This window comes from uncultured Bradyrhizobium sp. (assembly GCF_936928535.1).
Taxonomy (GTDB): domain Bacteria; phylum Pseudomonadota; class Alphaproteobacteria; order Rhizobiales; family Xanthobacteraceae; genus Bradyrhizobium.
The window spans coordinates 162,203-182,962 of sequence record NZ_CAKZHY010000095.1 but is presented as its reverse complement, the minus strand read 5'-3'; the positions used below and the strand labels follow the sequence as shown (position 1 = coordinate 182,962).

Annotated in this window: 19 protein-coding genes; 6 read left to right on the top strand and 13 right to left on the bottom strand. The window is 64.6% G+C overall.

The features are described 5' to 3' along the window. Window positions 1-10 precede the first annotated feature (10 nt). On the top strand, window positions 11-901 hold the full coding sequence (locus Q0687_RS18320) for a sigma-70 family RNA polymerase sigma factor (RefSeq protein ID WP_298879324.1): 891 nt from the start codon (window positions 11-13) through the stop codon (window positions 899-901). Window positions 902-932: 31 nt separating this feature from the next. Here Q0687_RS18320 and Q0687_RS18315 read toward each other — a convergent pair whose 3' ends face one another. The 6 genes from Q0687_RS18315 to Q0687_RS18290 form a co-directional block, all read right to left on the bottom strand. Beyond that, on the bottom strand, window positions 933-2,165 hold the full coding sequence (locus Q0687_RS18315) for a Zn-dependent hydrolase (protein WP_298879322.1): 1,233 nt from the start codon (window positions 2,163-2,165) through the stop codon (window positions 933-935). Continuing rightward, window positions 2,158-2,943, bottom strand: a complete 786-nt coding sequence (locus Q0687_RS18310; RefSeq protein ID WP_298879319.1) for an ABC transporter ATP-binding protein — start codon at window positions 2,941-2,943, stop codon at window positions 2,158-2,160. Before Q0687_RS18310 ends, Q0687_RS18315 begins: the two co-directional genes overlap by 8 nt. Further along, window positions 2,940-3,713: an ABC transporter permease gene (locus tag Q0687_RS18305; RefSeq protein ID WP_298879316.1), complete on the bottom strand. Its 774-nt coding sequence runs from the start codon at window positions 3,711-3,713 to the stop codon at window positions 2,940-2,942. Before Q0687_RS18305 ends, Q0687_RS18310 begins: the two co-directional genes overlap by 4 nt. Before the next feature lie 72 nt (window positions 3,714-3,785). Further along, window positions 3,786-4,730 carry an ABC transporter substrate-binding protein gene (locus tag Q0687_RS18300; RefSeq protein ID WP_298879313.1) on the bottom strand — a complete coding sequence of 315 codons (945 nt, stop codon included), beginning with the start codon at window positions 4,728-4,730 and terminating at the stop codon, window positions 3,786-3,788. Between the two features lie 104 nt (window positions 4,731-4,834). Further along, entirely contained in the window at window positions 4,835-5,563 is a 729-nt protein-coding gene (hutC, locus tag Q0687_RS18295; protein WP_298879310.1) for a histidine utilization repressor, read from the bottom strand. Further along, a complete protein-coding gene (locus Q0687_RS18290) occupies window positions 5,560-6,918 on the bottom strand; it encodes a formimidoylglutamate deiminase (RefSeq protein WP_298879308.1) in 1,359 nt (452 codons plus the stop codon). Before Q0687_RS18290 ends, hutC begins: the two co-directional genes overlap by 4 nt. A gap of 102 nt (window positions 6,919-7,020) precedes the next feature. On the opposite strand from Q0687_RS18290, the gene hutI reads away from it, so the two are divergent. From hutI to hutU, 3 genes are read left to right on the top strand one after another with little or no spacing between them, the layout of a single operon-like run. Further along, on the top strand, window positions 7,021-8,235 hold the full coding sequence (hutI, locus tag Q0687_RS18285) for an imidazolonepropionase (protein ID WP_298879305.1): 1,215 nt from the start codon (window positions 7,021-7,023) through the stop codon (window positions 8,233-8,235). Further along, window positions 8,232-9,791, top strand: a complete 1,560-nt coding sequence (hutH, locus tag Q0687_RS18280; protein WP_298879302.1) for a histidine ammonia-lyase — start codon at window positions 8,232-8,234, stop codon at window positions 9,789-9,791. Before hutI ends, hutH begins: the two co-directional genes overlap by 4 nt. Window positions 9,792-9,846: 55 nt before the next feature. After that, window positions 9,847-11,517 carry a urocanate hydratase gene (hutU, locus tag Q0687_RS18275; RefSeq protein WP_298879299.1) on the top strand — a complete coding sequence of 557 codons (1,671 nt, stop codon included), beginning with the start codon at window positions 9,847-9,849 and terminating at the stop codon, window positions 11,515-11,517. 18 nt (window positions 11,518-11,535) lie between these two features. Here the strand turns inward: hutU and Q0687_RS18270 are convergent, their stop codons facing one another. The 5 genes from Q0687_RS18270 to Q0687_RS18250 all read right to left on the bottom strand — a co-directional run bounded on the left by Q0687_RS18270 (window position 11,536) and on the right by Q0687_RS18250 (window position 16,909). Continuing rightward, on the bottom strand, window positions 11,536-13,542 hold the full coding sequence (locus Q0687_RS18270) for an EAL domain-containing protein (protein WP_298879297.1): 2,007 nt from the start codon (window positions 13,540-13,542) through the stop codon (window positions 11,536-11,538). A gap of 311 nt (window positions 13,543-13,853) precedes the next feature. Further along, the gene (gene blaBJP, locus Q0687_RS18265; protein WP_298879295.1) at window positions 13,854-14,744 is read right to left on the bottom strand and encodes a BJP family subclass B3 metallo-beta-lactamase; all 891 of its coding nucleotides are present in this window, start codon (window positions 14,742-14,744) and stop codon (window positions 13,854-13,856) included. A gap of 167 nt (window positions 14,745-14,911) precedes the next feature. Then, complete coding sequence (locus Q0687_RS18260; RefSeq protein ID WP_298879293.1) at window positions 14,912-15,196, bottom strand: TonB-dependent receptor plug domain-containing protein; 285 nt, start codon at window positions 15,194-15,196, stop codon at window positions 14,912-14,914. A 62-nt stretch (window positions 15,197-15,258) separates the two neighbouring features. Further along, a complete protein-coding gene (locus tag Q0687_RS18255; protein ID WP_298879291.1) occupies window positions 15,259-16,473 on the bottom strand; it encodes a hypothetical protein in 1,215 nt (404 codons plus the stop codon). Between the two features lie 163 nt (window positions 16,474-16,636). Next, on the bottom strand, window positions 16,637-16,909 hold the full coding sequence (locus Q0687_RS18250) for a hypothetical protein (protein WP_298879288.1): 273 nt from the start codon (window positions 16,907-16,909) through the stop codon (window positions 16,637-16,639). A gap of 271 nt (window positions 16,910-17,180) precedes the next feature. Here Q0687_RS18250 and Q0687_RS18245 point away from each other — a divergent pair, with 271 nt between their 5' ends. Beyond that, window positions 17,181-17,990 carry a substrate-binding domain-containing protein gene (locus Q0687_RS18245; protein ID WP_298879284.1) on the top strand — a complete coding sequence of 270 codons (810 nt, stop codon included), beginning with the start codon at window positions 17,181-17,183 and terminating at the stop codon, window positions 17,988-17,990. Here the strand turns inward: Q0687_RS18245 and Q0687_RS18240 are convergent. Together Q0687_RS18240 and arsC are read right to left on the bottom strand one after the other, a co-directional pair. Further along, complete coding sequence (locus Q0687_RS18240; protein ID WP_298879281.1) at window positions 17,964-18,662, bottom strand: ABC transporter permease; 699 nt, start codon at window positions 18,660-18,662, stop codon at window positions 17,964-17,966. The two genes, Q0687_RS18245 and Q0687_RS18240, sit on opposite strands and share 27 nt — an antisense overlap. Then, window positions 18,659-19,027: an arsenate reductase (glutaredoxin) gene (arsC, locus tag Q0687_RS18235; RefSeq protein ID WP_298879279.1), complete on the bottom strand. Its 369-nt coding sequence runs from the start codon at window positions 19,025-19,027 to the stop codon at window positions 18,659-18,661. The genes Q0687_RS18240 and arsC overlap by 4 nt, the downstream gene beginning before the upstream one ends. 118 nt (window positions 19,028-19,145) lie before the next feature. Here arsC and Q0687_RS18230 point away from each other — a divergent pair, with 118 nt between their 5' ends. Then, window positions 19,146-20,567 carry a carbohydrate porin gene (locus tag Q0687_RS18230; RefSeq protein WP_298879504.1) on the top strand — a complete coding sequence of 474 codons (1,422 nt, stop codon included), beginning with the start codon at window positions 19,146-19,148 and terminating at the stop codon, window positions 20,565-20,567. Window positions 20,568-20,760: the final 193 nt, after the last annotated feature.

Here is a 20,760-nt window from a genome sequence, read left to right as displayed (position 1 = left end):
CGGAGGAGCAATGGCGACAGATCCGGCGGCTGCCGTCGACATCGAGGCCCTGTTGGCGCGGATGCGGCCGCAGTTGCATCGCTACTGCGCCCGCATGGTTGGCTCGGTCATCGACGGTGAGGACGTGTTGCAGGATGCGCTCATCAAGGCGATGGCTGCGCTGCAGTCAGCCTCGCCCGTCGTCAATCCGCAAGGCTGGCTGTTCCGCATCGCGCACAACACCGCGCTGGATTTCCTGCGTCGCCGTAACCGGCAGGAGGCGCTGCATTCGGCTGAGGAGGTGGACATGATCGCCGGGCAGCTCGATGACGTGGAAAGCCGCCAGATCGCTGCGACCAGTCTGCGTACCTTCATGCGGCTGCCGGTGGCGCAGCGGTCGAGCGTGATCCTGATGGACGTGCTCGGCTGCTCGCTTGCCGAGGTCTGCGACATCATGGATTTCAGCCTGCCGGCGGTGAAGGCCGCGCTTAATCGCGGGCGCACGCAGCTGCGTGAGCTCGCTGCGGAGCCGGACGACGCACCGCAGCCGGGCCTGTCGGAAACCGATCGGGCGCGGCTCAACGCCTATGTCGGCCATTTCAATGCGCGCGACTTCGACGCGATCCGCGCCATGATCGCCGACGACGTCAGGCTCGAGCTCGTCAACCGCACCAGGCTGAAAGGCAAGGCCGCGGTGTCGACTTACTTCGGCAATTATTCAAAGATCAACAACTGGCATCTGGTGACCGGGCAGGTCGATGGACGTCCCGCGATTCTGGTGTTCGATCCAAGCGAGCTGAACGGGCGGCCGAAATATTTCGTGCTGCTGAACTGGTCGGCCGACAAGCTGGCGACCATCAGGGATTTTCGGCACGCCGCATACGTCATCGATGGTGCGGAGTGCGTGGTGGATCAAGGATGAGCGTCCGCGTGTCAGCGGGTGGAACGTCGTTCTAGCCAGCGAGAATCCGCCGGCAGGCGTCGACGAAGACCTCGGCGCCGGTGATGATGTCCGCGTCCGCCGTGTTCTCGGTCCAGTGGTGGCTGATGCCGCCGATCGACGGGACGAACAGCATGCCCGCCGGCATGATGGTTGCCAGCATCTGCGCATCATGGCCGGCGCCGCTCGGCATCCGCAGCGATCGTCCGCCGGCAAGCGCCTTGCTTGCGGCCTCGATAGCGTCCTGGAACTCGGTGTTCATCATCGCAGGCGCGCCGGTGCGGATCTTCTCCACGGCGACGGTGCAGGGACCCTTGGCGCTGACCTCGTCCGCCATGGTCCGCAGCAACTCTTCCAACGGCGCGATCACAGAAGGATCGTCGTCGCGGATCTGGAACAGCATCTCGGCGCCGCCGGGAATGATGCTCGGCGCGCCCGGATCGAGCGTGATGCGGCCCGTGGTCCAGACCGTGCGAGGCCCGCATGCGGCCGGGAAACGCTCGTCGATGGCCACGCAGAACTTTGCCAGCGCCAGCCCCGCATCCTTGCGCACCGCCATGCGCGTAGTGCCGGCGTGGTTTTGCTCGCCGGTGAAAATGACGCGGTATTGCCAGATGCCGACGATGGAGGTCACGACGCCGATCGCAAGGTTGCTGCTTTCGAGCGTGTCGCCTTGCTCAATATGCGCCTCGAGATAGCCGACGTGTCGGCCCGGCTCGGCCGCAACACGCGGACGCCCGGCGAGCCCCATGTCGAGAAGCGCGTCGCGCATGCTGCGTCCGTTGGTGCGGTCGCGCGCGGCGTCGATCTCGGCCTCGGTGACCTGACCGACATAAGAGCGCGAACCGAGGAAGCTGCCGAAGTGCCCCTCCTCGTCAACCCACGCGGCGACTTCGACCGCGCCCTTCACGGAAGCATCGCCATTGAGCACGCGCGCGGCTTCGAGCGCATAGACGACGCCGAGCGGGCCATCGAGCCAGCCGGCGTAATTCTGGCTTTCGAGGTGCGATCCGGCGAGCAGCTTCGGTCCGGATTTCGCGCTGGTGCCAAGGATGTTGCCGATACCGTCGATCGCGCCGGCGAGCCCGGCCTCGGGTAGCTTCCGCACCAGCCAGTCCAGCGATTGCTTGTGCGGTTCGGAGAACGTCGGCTTGTGCACGCCGGTCTTGTAGGTGCCCAGCGCACGGAGCGCATTGAGGTCGGCCAGGACGCGCTCGCCATTGGCGCGGGGATGGGTATCAGGCATGTTCGGCAACCTTCAGCGCCTCGGTGCGGATTTCCTCGACCAGCCGTTCCTTCAGCTGGACGAATTCCCGCGTGGTCTTGATCTTGTAGGAGCGCGGATGCGGCAGGTCCACGGTGATCTCGGCCTTGATGCGGCCGGGACGCGCGCTCATGACGATGACGCGGCTGCCGAGGAAGATCGCTTCCTCGATGTCGTGGGTGACGAACAGCACCGTCTTCTGGTCACGCTCCCAAATGCCGAGCAGCATCTCCTGCATCAGCGCGCGGGTCTGATTGTCCAGCGCGCCGAAGGGCTCGTCGAGCAGCAGGATCTTTGGATCGTTAGCGAGCGCACGCGCGATCGCTGTACGCTGCTGCATGCCGCCGGAAAGCTGCTTCGGCCAATGGTTCTCGAAGCCGGCAAGCCCAACCTGGCGGATGAAGCCGTCCGCGACCTTGTTGCGCTCCGCCTCCGGCACGCCGCGCTCGCGAAGACCAAAGGCGATGTTCTCGCGCACGGTGAGCCAGGGAAACAACGTGTAGGACTGGAACACCATGCCGCGATCGGCGCCCGGGCCGGTGACCTCGCGCCCATCGAGCGTGACGCGCCCGCCGGTCGGCCGGTCGAGGCCGGCGACGATGCGCAGCAGCGTGGACTTGCCGCAGCCGGAGGGGCCGAGGATGGTCACGAAGTCGTTGTTGCCGATCACAAGGTCGGTCGGCTCCAGCGCCCTTGTCGGCGCGTTGCCGTGGCGCGCCGGGAAGGTGCGCGAGACCTGCTCGATCTTGAGGATCGTCATGCGAGCCTCCATGGAAACAGCCAGGCGTTGAAGGCCTTGAACATGAAGTCCGAGAGCAGGCCGATCAGGCCGATCACGATGATGCCGAAGATAATCTGACCGGTGCTGAGCAGCGCCTGGCTGTCGGTGATCATGTGGCCGATGCCCGAGGAGGAGCCGATCAACTCGGCGACGATGACATAGGTCCAGGCCCAGCCCAGCACCAGCCGCAGGATCTCCGCGATCTCGGGCGCGGAGGAGGGCAGCAGCACGCGGCGGATGATGCCACGGTCGCTGGCACCTAACGTATAGGCGGCTTCCACCAGATCGCGCCGCGTGGCGCCGACGGTCACCGCGACCATCAGGATGACCTGGAACACCGAGCCGATGAAGATGACGAGCAGCTTCTGCAACTCGCCGATGCCGGCCCACAGGATCAGCAGCGGAATGAAGGCGGAGGCCGGGAGATAGCGTGCAAAGGAGACGAACGGCTCGAGAAAAGCTTCGATCGGCTTGTAGGCGCCCATCAGCACGCCGAGCGGCACGGCGATGATTGCGGCGAGCGCAAAGCCGCCGACGACGCGCCAGATCGTCATGCCGATGTCGTAGACAAAACCCTGCTTGGTCAGGAGGTCATAGCCTTCCTGCACCATGGTCAACGGATTGGCGAGAAAGGTCTTTGACACATGGCCGCCGAAGGTCGCCCAGGACCAGAGGGCGACGAACAGCACGAAGAAGGCGAGGCCATAGGCCACGCGCTGCTTCGATGTCACGGAATCCAGAGGACGCATCGATAGTTGATCCGAGTGTAGTCGATCATGCGCCGGTCCCGCCGTGCGGAGGGACCGGCAGCTTGTCGGAGCTTACTTGATGAAGCTGGCGTCGAAGAGGTCTTCGACCTTCGGCGCCGACTTGATGATGCCCATCTCGAGCAGCAGCTCGGTGGCGTCCTTGTTGAAGGCGAGGAAGTCGCCCGCGAAGAACTTCTGGTTCGCGGCCTTGTCCTGCCAGCGCAGATATTTTGCCGAGTTGCCGAACTGCTCGCCGGTCTGCTTCACGTCGGCACCCATGATCTCATAGGACTTGGCCTGGTCCTTGGCGATCATGTCGAGCGATTCGAAATAGCTGTCGGCCAGCGCCTGCGCCGCCTTCGGGTTCTCGCTGAGGAACTTCGGCGTGCAGCCGAACGTGTCCATCACGATCGGATAGTCCAGCGTGGTCGCGATGATCTTGCCCTTGTCGGGTGCGGCGCGCACGGTCGACAGATAAGGCTCATAGGTCATCGCGGCATCGTTCTGGCCGGAGACGAAGGCCTGCGCGGCGGCGGCCGGCTCGAGGTTGACGACGGTGACATCCTTCACCGTGAGCCCGTTCTTCTTCAGCATCCAGGCCAGCGCGAAATAGGGCGAGGTGCCGGGCGCGGACGCCGCGACGGTCTTGCCCTTCAATTCCTTGATCGACGTGACGTTGTTGCGCACGGCCATGCCGTCGGCGCCAAAACTCTTGTCGAGCTGGAAGATCTGCTTGGTCGCAACGCCGTTGGCGTTCCAGGAGATCCAGGTCTCGACCGTCGTTGCCGCGCACTGTACGTCGCCGGAGGCAATGGCGAGGTGGCGGTCCTTCTGCGGGATCTTCTTGATGGTGACGTCGAGACCGTGCTTCTTGAAGATCCCGGCTTCCTTCGCCAGCGTCAGCGGCGCAAAGCCGGTCCATCCGGAGATGCCGACGCCGACCTTGACGTCGTCGGTGAGCGCGGGCGTGGCGGCCGCGATTGCAATGATGGTCGCAAGTACTGTCGAACTACGCATGATTGTCGTCCTCTTGCCCAGATGGTTTGACGTCCTGTTGATCTCTGTCGGCCCCTGCGGACCGTTGGGGAAAGCGCTGCACGATTTGCGCCGACATTGTTCTCTCATCCTCCCTTGAATCGCGCGACAAGGCGGTGAGAGTCACCGGGATAGAGCAGGCGCACCGCGGTGATTGTGCGCGCGCTGCGCCAGGTATAGCGGTCGATCACGAGACAGGGCGCGCCGACCGCGATGTCGAGCGCCTCCGCCGTGCGATCATCCGCAACGATCGCGCTGATCGTATGCTCGGCCTCCGTCCATGGGACATGATGAAGCAGCCACGAGCCGGGCGGCTCGCGCGAGAAATCCGCTGATGCCGCAGATGGCACGGATGACAGATCGATCAGCCTGTCCTCGACGGCGAATGGCACCTTGTCGGCGCTGTGGCGGCAGGAGATCGCGACCACCTTGCCGGCTTTCTTGACGCCGAGCCGTTCGCGGTCGGCTGCGGTCGCCGCGCGCAGCTTGCGGCTGATCAGCTCATAGCCGTAGCCGCGGCCCAGCGCGGTGATCTCGGCGCGGATGTCCGCGATCTTGAGCACGGCCGATTGATGTTGCGGCCGGCGCACGAAGGAGCCGGCGCGCCGGCGCCGCTCGATCAGATCGGCCTGAGCGAGTTCGGACAGCGCCTTGTTCACCGTCATGCGCGAGCAACCATAGCGCGCGACCAGCTCGTGCTCGAACGGAATGCGATGTCCGGGCGGCCATTCGCCGGTCAGGATGCGCTTTTCGATATCGGCGCGGATGCGCTTGTAGAGCGTCGGCTTGTCGGACGCATCGGTCGCGAGGCTCATGCGACAAGCCTCCGCATCGCAATGTTGAAGCGCTCACGGGCGGATTGGCGCAGCCTGTGTCGGCCACCTTCGACGACCTTGTTGCCGCCGGCCCAGACGCAATCGATCGCGCCGCCACCGGCGGCAAAGATCCAGCCGTCGATCACCGCGTCGCGCGCCCGTCCGGCCAGCGATGGATGCGCGGCGTCGAGCGTGACGATGTCGGCCCGCGCGCCCGGGGTAAGGCCGACTGTCGGTTGCGCCAGTGCCCGTGCGCCGCCCGCAAGGGTATTGTCGAACAGCGTACGGCCGGTGGAACGGCCGGCGCCACCAGAGAGCACGTTGCGCGCGCGATGCTTGAGCCGTTGGCCATATTCGAGCTGGCGCAACTCATCCGCGACACCGATCAGCACGTTGGAGTCGGTGCCGATGCCGAACGAACCGCCGGCGTCGATAAATTCGCGCGCGGGAAAGATGCCGTCGCCGAGGCTTGCTTCGGTCACAGGGCAGAGGCCTGCGACCGCGCCGGTCCTGGCGAATGCGTTGATTTCCTGGTCCGTCATGTGCGTCGCATGAATGAGGCACCAGCGTTGGTCGACTGGCGCGTGCTCCAGCAGCCATTGCACTGGCCGCTGTCCCGACCAGGCCAGGCAATCCTCGACTTCCTTCATCTGCTCGGCGGCATGAATGTGCACCGGCCCGCCATTGGCGAGCGGAATGATCGCCGCGAGCTCGTCCGGCGCCACCGCGCGCAGACTATGCGGCGCGATGCCGATATTGGCGCCTGGCAAGTCTGCGATCGCCTTGTACGAGGCCGCCATCAGCTTGGCGAACTGATCGACCGAATTGATGAAGCGGCGCTGACCACCATGCGGCGCCGCGCCGCCGAACGAGCCGCGCGCATAAAAACTCGGCAGCAACGTCAGGCCGATGCCTGAGGCCTCGGCAGCCTGCGCGATGCGCGAGGCCATCTCGGCGGGATCAGCGTAGTGCGCGCCGTCGCGGTCGTGATGCAGATAATGGAATTCGCCGACGCGGGTAAAGCCCTGCTCCAGCATCTCGACATAAAGCAACGTGGCGACGGCGGCGACATCGTCGGGTGTCATCGCCAGCGCGAAGCGATACATCGTCTCGCGCCAGGTCCAGAACGTGTCGGCTGTGTCGCCGCGCAGCTCGGCAAGTCCGGCCATGCCGCGCTGGAAGGCGTGGCTGTGCAGGCTCGCAAGCCCCGGAAGCGCAATGGCGTGGCGCTCATCGCCGGCAGCAGGTGTCACATCAGGCGTCGCCGCCGCGATCGCGCCAGCGGTGATCACCACCTGCACGTCATTGGCCCAGCCCGAGGGCAGGAGCGCGGAGGCGAAATGCAGTCGGGTCATGATTGATTGCACGCCGGCTGGACAGAACCAGCTTACGATTATATGTCTAGACATATAAGTCAAGCATCCCAGGGCGCAGGGACTTCGCGAAGGGACAGTGGCATGGCAGAGCGCTTCGACCGGATCTGGCATAACGCCCGGCTCGCGACCATGCGGGCCGACCGTCCCGATCTCGGCGAGATCGAGCGCGGTTTGATTGCCACGCGCGGCGGCCACATCATTTATGCCGGCGCAGCGGCAGAGTTTCCCGGCGATGTCGACGCGATCCAGTGGATCGATTGCGAGGGGCGCTGGATCACGCCCGGCCTCGTCGATTGCCACACCCATCTCGTCTATGGCGGCAACCGCGCGCACGAATTCGAGCTGCGCCTGAAGGGCGCGAGCTATGAGGAGATCGCGCGCGCCGGCGGCGGCATCGTTTCCACCGTGGCCGCGACGCGCAAAGAGAGTGAGGCGGAACTGATCGCAAGCGCGTTGCCGCGGCTAGATGCTTTGATCGGCGAGGGCGCCACCACGGTCGAGATCAAGTCCGGCTATGGTCTCGATACCGGGACCGAGATACGCCAGCTTTCTGCCGCCCGCAGCCTTGGCCGTGTGCGGAAGGTTGCGATCCGAACCTCCTTCCTCGGCGCGCATGCACTGCCGGTGGAAGCCGGTGGCGACAAGGATCGCTACATCGATCTCGTCTGCAGGGAGATGCTGCCGGCCGTCGCAGAGGCTGGATTGGCCGATGCCGTCGACGCCTTCATGGAGGGCATCGCGTTCTCGGCCGAGCAGACAGCACGGGTGTTCACGGCGGCGACGGCGCTCGGGCTACGGGTCAAGCTTCACGCCGACCAGCTGTCGAACCTCGGCGGCGCTGCGCTCGCCGCCCAATTCTCCGCGCTTTCGGCCGATCATCTCGAGCATACCGACGAGGCCGGCGCGGCCGCGATGGCAAGAGCTGGCACGGTGGCCGTGCTGCTGCCGGGCGCGTTCTACTTCATCAGGGAAACGCAAAAGCCGCCGATCGAGCTGTTCCGCAAGCACGGCGTTGCCATGGCGCTCGCGACCGACTGCAATCCCGGCAGCTCGCCCCTGACTTCGCTGCTGCTCGCCATGAACATTGGCGCGACGCTGTTCCGGATGACTGTTGCCGAATGCCTCACAGGTATCACCCGCGAAGGCGCGCGGGCGCTCGGCGTGCTCGACGAGACCGGCACTTTAGAGGCCGGCAAATGGTGCGACCTCGCAATCTGGGACATCGAGCGCCCCGCGGAGCTGGTCTATCGCATCGGATTCAATCCGCTGCATCGCCGTGTCTGGAGGGGGCAGTGACCGAGCAGGGCACAGCGATCGTCGTCAAGCCTGGACTGGTGAGCTTTGACGATCTTGGGCGCGTGCTTGCGGGTTCTGCTGTCGTGCTCGATCAATCGGTCTGGCCGCGCGTTGAGGCGGCTGCGGAGATCGTTGCGAAGGCGGCGCTCGGCGCCGCGCCCGTTTACGGTATCAATACCGGCTTCGGGAAGCTGGCTTCGAAACGCATCCCGCCGGACCAGACTGCGCTGCTCCAACGCAACCTCATCGTCTCGCATTGCTGCGGCGTCGGTCCGGCGACGCCCGAGCCGATCGTGCGGCTGATGATGGCGCTGAAAATCATCTCGCTCGGACGGGGCGCCTCCGGCGTGCGCCGCGAGCTGATCGAGCAGCTGCAAGCCATGCTGGCGCGAGGCGTGTACCCAATGGTGCCACAGCAAGGCTCCGTCGGTGCCTCAGGCGATCTCGCGCCGCTCGCGCATATGACCGCTGTGATGATCGGCGAGGGGCAGGCGATCGTCGACGGCAGGGTTGTATCGGGCCGGGAGGCGCTCGCCGCTGCCGGGCTCGCGCCACTGACGCTCGGTCCCAAGGAGGGGCTCGCGCTGATCAACGGCACGCAGTTCTCGACGGCCTATGCCATCGCAGGCGTGCTGCGTGCATTTCGTCTCGCCCGTGCGGCGTTGGTCACTGGTGCCCTGTCGGTCGATGCCGCCATGGCCTCGACCGCGCCGTTCCGTCCCGAGATCCAGGCCCTGCGCGGTCTTCCCGGGCAAGTCGCTGCGGCCGCAACGCTGACCGCGCTGCTCGACGGCAGCGATATCCGCCTGTCGCATCTCGAAGGCGACGAGCGCGTGCAGGATCCCTATTGCCTGCGCTGCCAGCCGCAGGTCGCTGGCGCCGCGCTCGACGTGATCATTCAGGCCGCGCGCACCTTGATCATCGAGGCCAATGCGGTCACAGACAATCCGCTGGTGCTGGTCGAGACCGGCGAGATCATCTCCGGCGGTAATTTCCATGCCGAGCCGGTGGCCTTTGCTGCCGATACGATTGCCCTGGCCTTGTCGGAGATCGGCGCGATCAGCGAGCGGCGGATCGCGACGCTGGTCGATCCCGCGCTCAACTTTGGCCTGCCGCCATTCCTCACGCCCGATCCCGGCATCAATTCAGGCTTCATGATCGCCGAGGTGACTGCGGCCGCGCTCTATGCCGAGAACAAGCAGCGCGCCGCGGCCTGCTCGATCGATTCGACGCCGACCAGCGCCAACCAGGAAGACCATGTCTCCATGGCCGCGCATGCCGCACGACGACTGTCCGACATGGCCGACAATCTCGCGTCCATTCTCGGTATCGAGCTTCTGGCCGCTGCCCAAGGCATCACGCTGCGCGCACCGCACACGACCAGCGCGCCGCTCATCGCAGTCATCGACAAACTGCGCGAGCAGGTGCCCGCCCTTGGGGCCGACCGCTACATGGCCGGCGATCTTGCCAAGGCAGCGACGCTGATCGATGCCGATGCACTGCCGGCTGCCGCGCTCACGACGCTCTCATCTGATCCGTTTCCAAGACTTAATTGAACAAGACTTGATTGAACAAGACTTGACTGAACAAGGCTGACTAAGGGTGTTCCGCATGAACCACCGACTGGACAATGACCGCACCATCCGCGCGCCCCGTGGCAGCGAGATCAGCGCCAAAAGCTGGCTGACGGAAGCACCGTTGCGCATGCTGATGAACAATCTCGATCCTGATGTCGCCGAGCGTCCGAGCGAGCTCGTGGTCTATGGCGGCATCGGTCGCGCCGCGCGCGACTGGGAGAGTTTTGATCGGATCACGAACGCGTTGCGTAAGCTCGAGAGCGACCAGACCTTGCTGGTGCAATCCGGCAAGCCGGTCGGCATCTTCCGCACTCATGCCGATGCCCCGCGCGTGCTGATCGCGAACTCCAACATCGTGCCGCACTGGGCTACACTCGATCATTTCAACGAGCTCGATCGCCAGGGGCTGATGATGTACGGCCAGATGACCGCAGGCTCCTGGATCTACATTGGCAGCCAGGGCATCGTGCAGGGCACTTACGAGACCTTCGTCGAGGTCGGCCGTCGGCACTACGGGGGAAGCCTCGCAGGAAAATGGATTCTCACTGCCGGCCTCGGCGGCATGGGCGGTGCGCAGCCGCTGGCCGCGACGATGGCCGGCGCCTCGATGCTCGCGGTCGAATGCCAGCCGAGCCGCATCGAGATGCGCCTGCGCACCGGCTATCTCGATCGGCAGGCGGCCACGCTCGACGAAGCCCTTGCGCTCATGGCGGACGCCGCCACAACGAAGAAGGCAGTTTCAGTCGGCCTGCTCGGCAATGCCGCCGAGATTTTCCCGGAGCTGGTCCGACGCGGCGTCAAGCCTGATATCGTCACCGACCAGACCAGCGCGCATGATCCGATCAACGGCTATTTGCCAAAGGGCTGGACGCTGGCCGATTGGGAGGCCAAGCGCGCCTCGGACCCGAAGGCGGTGGAGCGCGCCTCCAAGACCTCGATGGTCGAGCACGTCCAGGCCATGCTGGATTTCCATGCGCAGGGCATTCCGACGCTAGACTATGGCAACAATATCCGACAGATGGCGCAGGACATGGGCCTGAAGAACGCTTTCGATTTCCCCGGCTTCGTGCCCGCCTACATCCGGCCGCTGTTCTGCCGCGGCGTCGGGCCGTTCCGCTGGGCTGCGTTGTCAGGCGACCCTGAAGACATCTTCAAGACAGACGCCAAGGTCAAGGAGCTGATGCCCGACGACAAGCATTTGCACAACTGGCTCGACATGGCGAAGGCGCGCATCAAGTTCCAGGGCTTGCCGGCGCGGATCTGCTGGGTCGGGCTTGGCGATCGTCATCGCCTTGGCCTTGCGTTCAATGAGATGGTGGCGCGTGGCGAGCTGAAGGCGCCTGTGGTGATCGGCCGCGATCATCTCGACAGCGGCTCGGTGGCGAGCCCCAACCGCGAGACCGAGGCGATGAAGGACGGCTCGGATGCCGTGTCCGACTGGCCACTGCTCAACGCGCTGCTCAATTGCGCCAGCGGCGCGACCTGGGTCTCGCTGCATCATGGTGGCGGCGTCGGCATCGGCTATTCGCAGCACGCTGGCATGGTGATCGTTGCCGACGGCACGCCGGAAGCCGCCAGGCGCATCGAGCGCGTGCTCTGGAATGATCCGGCCAGTGGCGTCATGCGCCATGCGGACGCGGGCTACGACATCGCGATCGACTGCGCCCGTGACAAGGGGCTCGATCTGCCGAGCCTCTCGAGATAGCCGGGCGGCTAGTCCGGCTCAGGCCACGACCTTGGCTGCGCCGTGGTCAAGGCGCTCGCGCTCCTTGGCGAGGTAGTCCTCGATCGCCGGGCCCGGCATGGGTTTTGCGAAGTAATAGCCCTGCACGAAATCGCAGCCGAGGCGGCGCAGGCTGTCGAGCTGGGCGCGGGTCTCGACACCCTCGACCACGCAGGCGATCTCCATGTCGTCGCACAGGCCCGTGAGCGACTTGATGATCTTGTGGCTGACCGGATTGTCGTTGATGTCGGCGACGAAGCTGCGGTCGATCTTGAGCTTGTCCAGGGGCAGACGATGCACGTGGCTGAGCGACGAATAGCCGGTGCCGAAATCGTCCAGCGAAATACCGCAGCCCATGGCTTTCAGCGCCGCGATCGACTGCTGTGCACGCACGAAGTCGAAGGTGACGGCGGTCTCGGTGATCTCGAAGTCGAGCCGGCGCGGCGGCACGCCGCTGTTTTCGATGATGGCGATCAGCGGCAGGATGCCGTCAGGCGAGCAGATGTCGTGGGCTGAGAGATTGAACGACAGGCGGGTGTGGTCCGGCCAATTCCTGGCGGTCGCGAGCGCGCGCACCAGCAGCGCCTGCGTCAGGGGGCGGATCAGGCCGATGCGCTCGGCGGCAGGGATGAAGTCGGCCGGCGAGACCCGGCCGAGGCGGGGGCTTTGCCAGCGTGCCAGCGCCTCGAAGCCTGCGGTATGCTCGCTCATGGCATCGACGATCGGCTGGAACATCAGGTCCATCTCGGTGCCGAAATCGGCCGTGCGCAGCAGGGTCTCGATGACGCCGCGACTGCGGATCTCGGCCTCGTGCTCACTCGAGAAGATCACGGTGCGGCCGCGCAGATGACGCTTGGCGTGGTAGAGCGAATAGTCGGCACATTCGTACAGCGCTTCCGCCGTCGACGCCGAGCGTGGGTATAGCGCAAAGCCGATCGAACATGACAGGCCGGTGTGGGCGGTGTCGAGCTGGTAGGGCAACTTGACCTGCTCGCAGATGCGTTCGCCAAGCCGCTCGAGGTCGGCGTCCTCGGGGTCGCCGCAGACCACGAGACCGAACTCATCGCCGCCGAGGCGCGCGAACTCCACCCGCTGCGGACCAAACCCCTGGCAGACTTCGCGGATGCGACGGCCGGCCTCGATCAGGACGCGGTCGCCAACCGAATGGCCGTAATTGTCGTTGATCGGCTTGAAGCCGTCGAGGTCGATGATGCCGACCGCGACGCTCACATGCCTGCGCTCGGCGTCGTTGAAGGCGCTCGACAGTTCGGCAAAGAAGCGGCGGCGGTTCGGCAGCTCGGTGAGAGAATCCAGATTGGCGAGACGGAAGTTCTCGTCCGACAGCGCCTGCGTCGCTGCCTGCTGCACCAGCAGCGATTTTCGGTTCGCGACGAGATCGGCGAAGTCGCGGTAATAGATGAACAGCACCGTGACCATCGCGCCGGAGACCAGGAGGTTGTTGACCGCGATCGCCTTCAGCGTCGGTTCACCGGTCGCCCAGAAGAACAACACATAGGGCACGTCGACGATCAGCGTCACGATCAGCGCAGCCGAGCGCAGATGCATCAGCGAGAAGATGCAGCCGATCACGGTCACGGCCATGTAGAACGCGACCTGGCTCTTGGCGAAGGGATCGCCGTAAGGGTAGAGCGCGAACGACCAGGCGGTGAAGCCGGCGGCCGTGGGCAGCGTCAACCAGTTCGTGGCGCGCAGGTTGCGCAGGATGTCGGCATCGCTGCGCACGAGATGACGTTGGCGCAGCCACCAGAACGTGCGAAGTGCCGCGAGCAGCGTCAGCACGCTCGGGACGATCATCGTCAACCAGTCCGGCGCGACGTTGACGTAGGTATAGGCCACCGCGATCGTGTTGCTGATCAGAATGAAGTAGAGCAGCGGGATCTGCTTGGAGAAGGCGTCGAACTGCGCGCGCGTCAGGTCCGGATCGTCGGACACCCGAAACAGCTGCATCGCGGCGGCGAAGTAGGCTCTCAAATTGACGGCAGGCATAGCAAGACGCGCCCCAAATACCTTCAAAAACGAAGGCGATCTTGCATGGCGGGGGTAAAGAGCGCGTTAGATTGGTTCCCTTCCGGAACCCTAGTTACGGTTGTGCGCCGCGGTCGAATTGGCAGCCCGCGTGTATCGGTGAGAGACTGTTAAGGATGTGCGGTGGACGTGGGCACCGTTTCGCGCGGCAGATCGTTGGAAACGATCGCCGCTACGTTCCGATAACCATGGGTGCGAGAGCGGCGTATCGCCGCGGCTGCTGTACCGGGTTCGAGTCACCTCTCCCGTTAGGGAGAGGTGAACCAACCGCCCTACTTCGCGGCCTGCAGCGCAGCCGTCTGCTTGGCGAGCGCCTTGTCGAAATCCTCCGACAGGCCCGTGACGTAGGTGACAAGCTCGCCCGGCTTGACGAAGGGGTTCGGCGTCTCGCTCTTGATCTGCTGCGCGCGCTTGTTCTGCATGCCATAGACTTCCGGATGCGGCCCGAGCAGCACGTCGACCTTCATCGCCTTGGCCTTGGCGAAGGTTGAGCGATAATCGTCGACGATGCCAGGATAGGTCGGTTGTCCCACCAGCCGGTTCAGCGCCACGGTGCCGCTACAAAAGAACAGCACCTGGCGGTCCTGGCCGCCGTCCTTCACCGTCATCTCCCAGCTGGTGCAGCCCGGGGAGTGGCCGGGTGTCGCGTGCGCCGTCAGCGTGGTGTCGCCGAGCGTGACCTTGTCGCCTTCCTTCACCGCGCGATCGACCTTGGCCGGCGGAAAGGTCAGGTCCGCGTTCTTCTCGTCGCCCGGATAATAGCCGCCTTCGAGCAACGGCTTGTCGCGCTCGCCGGCGACCAGTTGCGCCCCGCTCTCCTGCTTGATCTCGGCAAAGCCCCCGGTGTGATCGAGATGGGCGTGACTATTGAGGATGTATTTGATGTCAGCGACCTTGAAGCCGAGCTTGGCGATGTTGTCCTTGATCATGCCTGTCGACTGCGGCATCGCGGTGTCCATCAGGATCAGGCCTTGCGACGTCTTGATGACGTAGACGGCAATGCCGTCGGTGCCGACATAGTAGATGTTGTCGATCAGTTGGAACGGCTCGAACGGCGCGGTCCATTTCACCATGACCTGCGCCAGAAAATCCTTGATGGTCTGCGCCTGTGCGGCAGGCGCGAAGAGCGCCAGCGCGCACAGCGTGGCCGCGAGCTTTCTCATGGATTGTCCTCCCTGATGTTGTTGTCGTTGCGACCGCGGCGTTGCGCGGATCGACCAGCCGCACGCTAGATGCTGCGCGCTGCGGCAGCAACCGCCCGGCGTTCGAAAAATTCTACTTCATACGAGGAATAATGGTTGCTGTCCGATTTGAGCATGGCGCGCGATGCTCAGCGCCCGATGGTCACGCCGGCTGTCGAGCGCATGGCGTCGCGCAAGCTCCTCGCGTTCATGTCGTCGAGCACCTGCCGCGTCAGCACGGTGGTCTGGCCGGGCGTGTCGAGGATCGTCTGGCCACGCGAAGAGGAGAGTCTGACGGCCTTGTAAGGGGCCACCGGATCGGTGGCAGGCTCCGCGGAATGCACGTGGCGCAGCCGCTTGTGGGATGCAGCAAGCGCGCCTTGGGAAACACAGAACGCGACGATTAGGACCACGCTCGACAATCTCGCGGACATGCGATCTCCCCTAACCAGCGTCAACCTAGCATGAGGATGATGATCGTCGCAGAGGAAAAGGATCAGGCGAGGGCGGCTTGGCGTTCCCGGGCCGGCTCACGGCTGCGATCGGCGCCGCGCGGCTCGGCGAGCCGGGTAAAGCTGCGCTGACCGGCGTGCGCGGGCGCCTCGACGATGACGCCCTCGCACACGATCTGTCCGCCGAGCATCTTGAATTCCAGCTTGTCGTAACGCGGCATGGTCTCGCCGGGCTCGGGCGGCAGCAGCCCGATGCGACCCTGGATGTTGAGCGTCGCATCCCCGGTGCCGTGCAGCCGCGGATTCCACATCCTGATCCCGGTCTCGGCCCAACGTTGCCGGATCAACGCGGCGCGGTCGGCGGGCTCGACGACCTTTGGACGAGACTTCTTCGGTGCGGCCGCCGCAGGAGCCTCAACCTGTGCGGCGACGACAGCTGCGTCGACGATCGCGTCCTCAGCGATTTCGGCCACGACGGGTGCGGGATCGCTTGCGACGACCGGCTCGATCTCCGTCACGACGCTCGGCGCCGGCGCGCTCTCGATCCTGACCTCGGCGACGGCAGGCGCCGCGAAGTCGGTGTCGGCCACGACAGCGGGCGTTTCGTCGAGGGCGACCGCTTCGATCTCTACCGAAGCGACGGATGCGGGTCCGTCTTCAATGACAGGCTCGGAGGCCTTGACCGGAACGGACTCCACCTCGATCGGTGAGACAGGGGCCTGCTCTGCAACAGCAGGCGCAACCTCCGCATCGTCTTCCGATGATGGATCGCTGCTGATGACGGGCTCAGGAGGTTCGATCGCTTCGACTTCGGCAGAACAGACCGGGGTTCCCTCCGCGACTGCGGGTTCGGCGTTCGCCGGCAATTCTGCGGGGAGGCCACTGATGACCTCGGCAGCATCGATTGCTTCGGTTTCGACGGACGTGACCGGAGCCTCTTCTACGTTGTCGGGCTCTACAAGCGTTGAGGGGGGCGCCGGAGCATCGCTGCTGATCAGTGCAAGCGCATCAACCGGTTCGCTCGCGACCTCAACCGAAGGAACTGCAATCTCTTCGACGACGGCGGGCGCGACTTCAGTCAACGTCTCCGGGGATGAAATCTCGTCGGCGATTGTTTCGGCGGTCGGAGCCATCTCGGCGATCGCGACGACAGCGGGCTGCTCATCAACGGCGATCTGCGCCGCATCGATGCTGCCGCTGCGCGGCATGGGCCGAAGCCGGTTGAACGCCCATTTCACCGCAGGAATGCGGCTCAGCAACGATATCAGTCTCGAAAGCACTGGGAGTTGTCCAAGAGGTACTCAGGGCCGTGGGCTTCAGCTGATTCGCCAGCAATGTGAAAAACTGCCCCTTCTGTCACGCCCCTGTCAATTGAGGCGGGACCAATTGCAGAACATCTGCACAGCCCCCACGCCACGGCGTTCATTCGAAATGCATCGATGCAAGCGGTTCCTCGTCGTGATCGGGCTGATGCGACGACGCAAACGGCATGACAGCGTGCTCCAGTTCGCGGCCGTGCTGATGCGCCGGCGCATGCTTGCGGACGAGCGCCAGGGTGAGTGCTTCGCAGTCGCCGGGCTCGCCGTCCCATGCGCAAGCGACACTTGAGGACGGTCCGGGCCAGGCCTGCGCCGGACCGGCGATCGCAAGCGACAACATGATCCGCAAGGCCGCAATGATGTTCGTCTTTGTCATGGGATGCTCCAAATGTTTCCATCCCAGAGATCGGCTGGAACGTGCGATATTCCGCGCCATTACACGTTCGCGGGGCGGTTCACGCGGGGTTCAACAGAGGTGAAGCGGGCGTGAAGCGCTCTTTAGGCAGTTTCGGGAGCCCGCATGCGACAAGGCACCGCCTCGGCGGTCGGATTGTCCAATGTGACCTCGTCCACAGGGCCATCGCATAGGGCTTTCCCGCGCCTTCCTTCCCGCCTATTTTGAAGCACTTTGGAGTGAGGACGCCGCCATGAAGAAGCTTGCCGCCATCGCAGCGGTCCTGATTTGGTCGACATGCGCAATGGCGCAGGACCGCAGCATCACCGTGGCCTCGACGACGTCGACGGAGCAGTCCGGCCTGTTCGGCTATCTGCTGCCACTGTTCTCGAAGGCCGCGGGCATCGCGCTGAAGGTCGTTGCGGTCGGCACCGGCCAGGCGCTCGATATCGGGCGGCGCGGCGATGCCGACGTGGTGTTCGTCCATGACAGGCCGGCCGAAGACAAGTTCATGTCGGAAGGGCAGGGCGTGAAGCGCTTCGACGTGATGTACAATGATTTCATCATCGTCGGTCCGAAGAGCGATCCCGCAAAGATCGCCGGCGACAGGGACGTCGCCGACGCGCTGCGCAAGATCGCAGCGGCAAAAGCGCCGTTCATCTCGCGCGGCGACAAGTCCGGCACGCATTCCGCCGAGCTGAGATTGTGGAAGGAGGCCGGCGTCGATCCCACTGCCGGCAAGGGCAGCTGGTATCGCGAGATCGGCCAGGGCATGGGCCCCGCGCTGAACATGGCATCCTCGTCGAATGCGTATTTGCTGTCAGACCGCGGCACCTGGCTGTCGTTCAAGAACCGGGGCGAGCTTGCGATCCTGACCGAGGGCGACAAGCGGCTGTTCAACCAATACGGCGTCATGCTGGTCAATCCGGACAAGCATCCCGACGTGAAGGCGAAGGACGGGCAGGCCTTCATCGACTGGCTGATCTCTCAGAAGGGGCAGGATGCGATCGCCGGCTACAAGGTCGGCGGCGAGCAGCTATTTTTCCCCAACGCGTCCCACTAGCAGGAAGGCGACGGTCGAGACCGCGACGCTGAGCGCGAGCAGGATCAGTCCAAGCCCGAGCGCGAGCGGCAGGTCGCCTTTGCTGGTCTCGAGCGCGATCGCCGTCGTCATCGTGCGGGTAAAACCGCTGATGTTGCCGCCGACGATGATGATGGCCCCGACCTCGGCGATCGCACGCCCGAACGCGGCGAGGAAGGCCGTCAGCAGCGAGGTCCGCCCCAGCGCGAACAACAGGCCGATGCTGCGCAGCGTCGAGAGGCCGTCGATCCGCGCGAGGTCGCCATATTCGGCCCACAACAGGCTCGCCGGCCGGTGCACCAGCGCGACCACGATCGGGGTCGCGAGCAGCGTCTGTGCAATGACCATGGCCGTCGGCGTAAACAACAGGCCGGCCGCGCCGAGGGGGCCGGAGCGCGACAGCAGAAGATAAAGCGCAAGCCCGACCACGACTGGCGGCAGCCCAAGCAGCGCATTGGTCAGCACGATGATGACTTGCCGTCCGCGGAAGCGGCTAATGGCGAGCAAAGCCCCAAAGGGAGCGCCGATCAGCAGCGCGACGATGCTCGCCGTCAGGCTGACGCGGACGGACAGCGCGACGATACCGAGAAGCTCGGGATCGGCTTCGCCAATCAGCGTGAATGCGGCAACGATGGATCGCGCGAAATCGTTCATCCTGGATGTTGCGGCGTGGGAAGGAGATCCAGCACCAGCTCGGAGGGACGGCAAGGCCTCCCGCCTTTCGGCGTCACCACGATCGGCCGGTTGATCAGGATTGGATGCGCCATCATCGCATCGAGCAGCTGGTCGTCAGTCAGATCAGGGTTGGCGAGCCCGAGTTCGGCATAGGGCGCCGCTTTCTCGCGAATGGCCTCGCGCACGGAAATCTCCATGCGGGCGATGAGCTGCCGCAACAGCGCCCGTGACGGCGGCGTCTTCAGACATTCGATCACGTGGGGCTCGATCCCGGCATTGCGGATCGTGGCAAGCGTGGTGCGCGACGTGCCGCATTCGGGATTGTGGTAGATGATCGCGTCCATGAGTGCGTTGCTTACCTAACATTTGTTTGCCTCGGTCGTTGCAGCATTATCATGAATCGTGGTTCCACGAACAAGTTGCCCTTGAAACCGCATCTTGGACGTGTCCCACTCGCTGACGATGAGTGGGGGGCAGGTAGCATCAGGCGGGGCGTTGCGGTTTCTGTTGGCGCTGCTGGCAGGTGGATATCTGCTGGCCGGGGTCCAGGCCGCGGCGCAGGAAGACAAGAAGACGGACGACGACAAGCCGGCTGACCCCGATACGGGCGAGAGCACCGTCGAGGAGAAGACGCTCGGCCTGTTGCCGAACCCGCTCCAGAAATACGGGGTGAAGTTCGCTGCGACCTATATCGGCGAGGTGCTTGGCAACACGTCCGGCGGCGTCAAGCAGGGAACGATCTATGAGGGCCGCCTCAACCTCGCTGTCGACGTCGACCTGGAAAAGCTGGTGGGCCTCGACAAGCTCACCTTCCATGCCAACATGTTCCAGATTCACGGCAACGGCCTGTCGCGCGACAATCTGCAGAATTTCTTGGTCGTGAGCGGGATCGAGGCGTTGCCTTCGACCCGCCTGTACGAGGCCTATTTCGAAAAGCAGTGGGGCGAGAAGAAAGTCTCGCTGAAGCTCGGCCAGCTCGCGGCCGACAGCGAGTTCTTCAACACCAAATACACCGACATCTTCACCAACGCCTCGATGGGCTGGCCGGCGATCACCTCGCTCGACCTGCCGAGCGGCGGCCCGTCGCCGCCGCTGGCCGCGATGGGCGTGAGGCTTCTCGTCAACGTCACAGACCAGCTCTCCGTACTCGGCGGGCTCTTTGATGGCGACCAAGCCGGGCCCGGGCCCGGTGATCCCCAGGAGCGCAACCGTTACGGCGTGAACTTCCGCGTCAACGATCCGCCGCTTCTGCTCGGCCAGATTCAGTACGCCTGGAATAACACGAAGGGCGATCCCAATCCGGCCGGGCAGATCAAGCTCGGCGGCTGGCGTCACCTCGGCTCTTTTGCCGACCAGCGATTCGCGTCCAACGGGGTATCGCTCGCCTCGCCCGCGAGCAGCGGCGCGCCGCTGCTGCTCTCCGGCGATATCGGCGGTTGGGCTGTCATCGAGCAGAAGATCTATCGCATGCCTCACAGCGACGACCGCGGCATCGGTGTCTTTGCCCGCGTTTCCGGCGCACCGGCCGATCGCAACCTGATCGACCTCTACGCCGACAGCGGCATCGAGTTCATCGGTCTCGACGATCGCCGCCCCGACGACAAGTTCGGGATCGCCGCTGGCTATGCCCATGTGTCGAAGCGTACGCAGGCGCTCGATGCGGATTATCGGGCGTTGATTGCTCCAGACTGGCCGGTACGAAACTTCGAGGGGCTGCTCACGGCTGTTTACCAGTATCAGGTTAGGGACGGCTGGACGGTCCAGCCGAACTTTCAATACATCGTTCATCCCGGCGGAGGCGCTCCCCTCCCGTCCAGTCCTTTCGCCGGCAGAGCGCTCAAAAATGCCGCGGTCTTCGGGCTCCGGACCACCCTGAAGTTCTAAGAGCCCCTCGGCAATTGCGGGGCGCGAGTCGAGCCGCAAAACTCGGGCCGATCGGGCCGCGAGACCGCCAAATCATGCCCTTTGCCAGCGGAAAGGCGGCTTTATTCTCGCCACGGATGCGTTAAGGAAGAGCCTGGATGCGGTGCAGCACTCGTGCGGCCCGCGGCTCGAAATTCGGGTTAAAACCGGGCAC

Bases quoted from the DNA above. Each gene is read 5' to 3' on its own strand.
- Q0687_RS18320 (WP_298879324.1), top strand. From the start codon at position 11: ATGGCGACAGATCCGGCGGCTGCCGTCGACATCGAGGCCCTGTTGGCG.
- Q0687_RS18315 (WP_298879322.1), bottom strand. From the start codon at position 2,165: ATGCCTGATACCCATCCCCGCGCCAATGGCGAGCGCGTCCTGGCCGAC.
- Q0687_RS18310 (WP_298879319.1), bottom strand. From the start codon at position 2,943: ATGACGATCCTCAAGATCGAGCAGGTCTCGCGCACCTTCCCGGCGCGC.
- Q0687_RS18305 (WP_298879316.1), bottom strand. From the start codon at position 3,713: ATGCGTCCTCTGGATTCCGTGACATCGAAGCAGCGCGTGGCCTATGGC.
- Q0687_RS18300 (WP_298879313.1), bottom strand. From the start codon at position 4,730: ATGCGTAGTTCGACAGTACTTGCGACCATCATTGCAATCGCGGCCGCC.
- hutC (WP_298879310.1), bottom strand. From the start codon at position 5,563: ATGAGCCTCGCGACCGATGCGTCCGACAAGCCGACGCTCTACAAGCGC.
- Q0687_RS18290 (WP_298879308.1), bottom strand. From the start codon at position 6,918: ATGACCCGACTGCATTTCGCCTCCGCGCTCCTGCCCTCGGGCTGGGCC.
- hutI (WP_298879305.1), top strand. From the start codon at position 7,021: ATGGCAGAGCGCTTCGACCGGATCTGGCATAACGCCCGGCTCGCGACC.
- hutU (WP_298879299.1), top strand. From the start codon at position 9,847: ATGAACCACCGACTGGACAATGACCGCACCATCCGCGCGCCCCGTGGC.
- Q0687_RS18270 (WP_298879297.1), bottom strand. From the start codon at position 13,542: ATGCCTGCCGTCAATTTGAGAGCCTACTTCGCCGCCGCGATGCAGCTG.
- blaBJP (WP_298879295.1), bottom strand. From the start codon at position 14,744: ATGAGAAAGCTCGCGGCCACGCTGTGCGCGCTGGCGCTCTTCGCGCCT.
- Q0687_RS18260 (WP_298879293.1), bottom strand. From the start codon at position 15,196: ATGTCCGCGAGATTGTCGAGCGTGGTCCTAATCGTCGCGTTCTGTGTT.
- Q0687_RS18250 (WP_298879288.1), bottom strand. From the start codon at position 16,909: ATGACAAAGACGAACATCATTGCGGCCTTGCGGATCATGTTGTCGCTT.
- Q0687_RS18245 (WP_298879284.1), top strand. From the start codon at position 17,181: ATGAAGAAGCTTGCCGCCATCGCAGCGGTCCTGATTTGGTCGACATGC.
- Q0687_RS18240 (WP_298879281.1), bottom strand. From the start codon at position 18,662: ATGAACGATTTCGCGCGATCCATCGTTGCCGCATTCACGCTGATTGGC.
- arsC (WP_298879279.1), bottom strand. From the start codon at position 19,027: ATGGACGCGATCATCTACCACAATCCCGAATGCGGCACGTCGCGCACC.
- Q0687_RS18230 (WP_298879504.1), top strand. From the start codon at position 19,146: ATGAGTGGGGGGCAGGTAGCATCAGGCGGGGCGTTGCGGTTTCTGTTG.